This is a genomic window from Prevotella sp. HMSC073D09, assembly GCF_001814145.1.
GTDB classification, from domain to species: domain Bacteria; phylum Bacteroidota; class Bacteroidia; order Bacteroidales; family Bacteroidaceae; genus Prevotella; species Prevotella conceptionensis.
In genome coordinates, this window is record NZ_KV815023.1 from 9,623 (window position 1) to 13,429 (window position 3,807).

Genomic DNA, 3,807 nt, shown 5'->3' on the forward strand with positions numbered 1-3,807 from the left:
CCTCACCCCCAACCCCTCTCCAAGGGGAGAGGGGTTGGGGGTGAGGCCAGTTGTTGGGGGCAGTTGTGGGGTAGCTGTCGCTTTGCCTGTGTAGAACATAAACTACTTGTTAATTGAGAATAAATAACCTTTGATTGTTTGGCGGACTTGAAGTTTTTTCATACCTTTCGCCTGCAGAACCAACACATCTGATAGAATGAACACTAACAACAACTATTGCCTGATATTGGCAGGCGGTCGAGGACTTCGCCTGTGGCCTTACAGCCGTTTGTCTTTTCCTAAACAATTCGTCGACTTCTTCGGAGTGGGCAGGAGTCAGCTGCAACAAACCTTCGATAGGTTCGCACAACTGATAGACCCGTCGCACATATTGGTGAGCACAAACGAGACTTACGCAGACATCGTGCGTAATCAGCTGCCCGAACTTCCTCCCGAGAACATTCTTGCAGAACCCATTTACCGAAGTACAGCCCCAAGCGTGGCATGGGCTTCGCACCGCATTCTGCGCCAATGTCCTGAGGCGTGCCTCGTGGTTACGCCCTCCGACCAAGCCATTCAGGGCGAAGAGGCCTTCCAACGCGACATCATTCGCGGGCTAGACTTCGTGTCGAAAAAAGACGGCATGCTTACGTTGGGCGTGAAACCAACGCGTCCCGAACCCGGATACGGCTACATACAAATGGGCAAAGAGGTGGAAAACGATGTGTTCGAAGTGCAGTCGTTCACCGAAAAACCCGACCGCGAGTTTGCTCGCATGTTCATGCAAAGCGGCGAGTTTTATTGGAATACGGGACTTTTCCTACTGAATGTGCAGTTTGCCCGCAACCGTTTCTGCGAGCTGTTGCCCCCTGTTCTTAGGAAATTCGACGCAGACAACCCTAAGTTTAATCCCCACGAAGAGGCGCTTTTCATACGCGAAAACTTCCCACTATACCCCAATCTCTCTATCGAGCACGGCATTTTGGAGTCGTCTAACGATGTGTTTGTGATGCAATGCCACTTTGGATGGGCCGACCTCGGCACGTGGCACGGCATGTACGAGACGATGCAAAAGGGCGAAAACGACAATGTGGTGATTGATAGCGACGTGATTTTGGAGGATAGCAGCAACAATATCATTAAGCTGCCCAAAGGTAAACTGGGCGTAATAAACGGGCTAGAAGGCTTTATCGTGGTGGAGAAAGATAATGTTTTGCTTATCTGTAAGAAGGAGGATTCATCGGCCAAGGTACGCAAATACGTTAACGAAGTGATGCTGAAAAAGGGCGAAGGTTTTGTGTAACGGCATCTTGGGGATGCGCCAACCTCTTTATATCTGGGCTGCCTGCTTTCGCAGCACGTGCGTAAAAGGTTTCTTTGAAACAATGTCTTTTAAGATTCTCTTTGCCCACCATATCTGCGATATAGGCCACAGCCCCACATGTATAAAGGGCATTTGAGATGGGGTTTACCGCACCACATCTGCGCCGCCAGCTATCGCAACACATGCGTAAAGGTTTCCTTGAGACTGCATTTGCTGTAATATATCTGCGCCGCCAGCTGCAACATCACTTGCATATATACCTCTTAGAAACAGTGCCTGCCTCATCATATCCCCGGCAATCACCCTATTCTCTCGCTATCACAAACAAGCAAACAAAAGTAAACGCCGCAAGTTTTTCGCCAATTCCTTTGCTCATTCAAAAAATATACGTACCTTTGCACACGCTAAGCCCAGATGGCGGAATCGGTAGACGCGCTGGTCTCAAACACCAGTGGAGCAATCCATCCCGGTTCGACCCCGGGTCTGGGTACTAAGTAAAAAGCTAAGTAGTTTATTTCTAAACTCTTAGCTTTTTCTTATTTTATAATTGTTCCCAAATTGTTCCCAATCAACATTATGGTTTTTCTACTATTTCGTTCATTTTGTCAAACCAACCTTTAATCTCACCCTCTGTATCTCGTTCCATTAATAATTTGTATGTCATCTTATCAAAAGCTCTTCCAAGCCAAAGCTTAGACTTGTTTGCTCCCATTGGGTTATCCAGATTTTTCTTTTTAGCATAAATTTCACCAAACCTTTCTGGTACCTTGTCCTCATCTGTATCTACATCTACATCATAAGCTGCTTTAATTGCATCACTATGAAGATAATTTTCTATTTCATGTTTTTTTGTGAGGACTCCCCATGAATCGTCATTTTGCGTATTGACTTTATCTATAGTATTTTGATATGCAGCCACATCATTGTCATAGATATGCACACATGGGCAATGCAAATTTTCCAAATAGTGAGCATCTACCCAATATTTAAGAATACTACCGCCAGATGGTATCAGCAATATACGACTATCGGACGATAAATCAATAACTTTAGGATATTTTTCTCGTAAACAACGAGAAAAACATTTTAAAGCTATAACATCCGTAGGACCTTCTACATGAATAACCAATTTTATATTTTGTTCAGGATTAGGAAATATACCTAAGGTCTTAACGACATTGGAGATAACAACTTCCGTTCCCCCTTGAACAACAGAATTATTGTGTTCGTCCTTATTTATAAATCTTATGCTATTAGTTGGTAATTCTTGAGCTAAACCTGGACTATGTGTTGTAAGGATAATCTGACAATGGGGAGTATCTGATAATTCTAAGAAGGAGTTGATTAAAATCTTTTGGTTATTAGGGTGTTGAGCAGTTTCAGGCTCCTCTATCGCATAGATAATATCCTTTTTATTGCTTTTCTTTGCTTTCCGTTCTGCCTCTGCCTTAAAAAAACCTACCAAAATCATTCGTCTTACACCACTACCGCGCTTATTAAGTGATATTCCTGCATCTGTATCCATCGCTATTGAAAATAGGCTGTTCCACTTAGATACAGAAGGTGTTGCAAATGTAGGTGTTAACTCATTTGCCAATGATGGGTCAATAGATTGTAAAGCTTCATGGGTTTGATTTGCAATTGCTGTTGCCTTTTCACGCACCTTTTCTTGAATTTCTTGTATCTCCTTTTGAACTTCACCAATAGCCTCCTGTATAGCTACTTTCATTGGATTTTGAACCTCTCCGTCAGAATCACTACTGGAACGGTCACTTTGGAAAAGTGCATAAGTTGGCAAATGTGATTCTATCTTAGACCAAATATCCTTTACATCTTCTTTAGATTTTGTCAAAGAGATTTCAACCTCAGATATATTAAGATCATCAGCAGATTCCCATAAAGCTTTACGCATTATAGGATTACCTTTTCTAGAACAATCTAATTGGCGCTCTTTAACCATCTTCTGCAGCTCCCTTTCTTTCAAAGAAAGAAGATTCTCAAATCCGTCTGCTGTTGGATGATTAGCTACAATGCATATATCTTCAGAAGGTTTGGATTTACTACAATCATAAGTCTTTTTAATACGCATCGTATCCTCATCTATTAGCAGGTATTCCTCTTTCAATGACGTGTTCTCACCAGAATCTAAAACCAGCTCATTTGGTAATTCCGTAAAATCGCATGCTATTGTAACTATTTTAGAATCCGAAAACACATTGGCATCGGAGCTATCAATTTTAACTATATCACTGTTGAAAAAAATCTCTAATGCCTCTAATATCGTTGATTTCCCCACATCATTTTTACCGATAAAAGTAGTTATGTTATCAAAGTCTATACTAATCAAGTCCTTATAACTCCGAAAATTCTCAAGATATAATCTTTTTAATTTCATATTTATTTATTTTAATGTTATTCTATCTGTTACTGCACTTGTCAATAATGCATGTACGTTTTGTAGCATACATTAAAGTCATCTAGACTTTTAAAATCTCTACAAATTG

General features: G+C 41.5%; 2 protein-coding genes and 1 tRNA gene. 2 read left to right on the forward strand and 1 reads right to left on the reverse strand.

Annotated elements, in window-relative coordinates; genetic code table 11:
• Positions 1-196: 196 nt before the first annotated feature.
• Complete coding sequence (locus HMPREF2955_RS01130) at positions 197-1,282, forward strand: mannose-1-phosphate guanylyltransferase (protein ID WP_009231123.1); 1,086 nt, start codon at positions 197-199, stop codon at positions 1,280-1,282.
• A gap of 429 nt (positions 1,283-1,711) precedes the next feature.
• Positions 1,712-1,793, forward strand: a tRNA-Leu gene (locus HMPREF2955_RS01135).
• An 84-nt stretch (positions 1,794-1,877) separates the two neighbouring features.
• Here the strand turns inward: HMPREF2955_RS01135 and HMPREF2955_RS01140 are convergent.
• Positions 1,878-3,698, reverse strand: a complete 1,821-nt coding sequence (locus HMPREF2955_RS01140) for an ATP-binding protein (RefSeq protein WP_070720124.1) — start codon at positions 3,696-3,698, stop codon at positions 1,878-1,880.
• Positions 3,699-3,807 lie beyond the last annotated feature (109 nt).

Bases quoted from the DNA above. Each gene is read 5' to 3' on its own strand.
- HMPREF2955_RS01130 (WP_009231123.1), top strand. From the start codon at position 197: ATGAACACTAACAACAACTATTGCCTGATATTGGCAGGCGGTCGAGGA.
- HMPREF2955_RS01140 (WP_070720124.1), bottom strand. From the start codon at position 3,698: ATGAAATTAAAAAGATTATATCTTGAGAATTTTCGGAGTTATAAGGAC.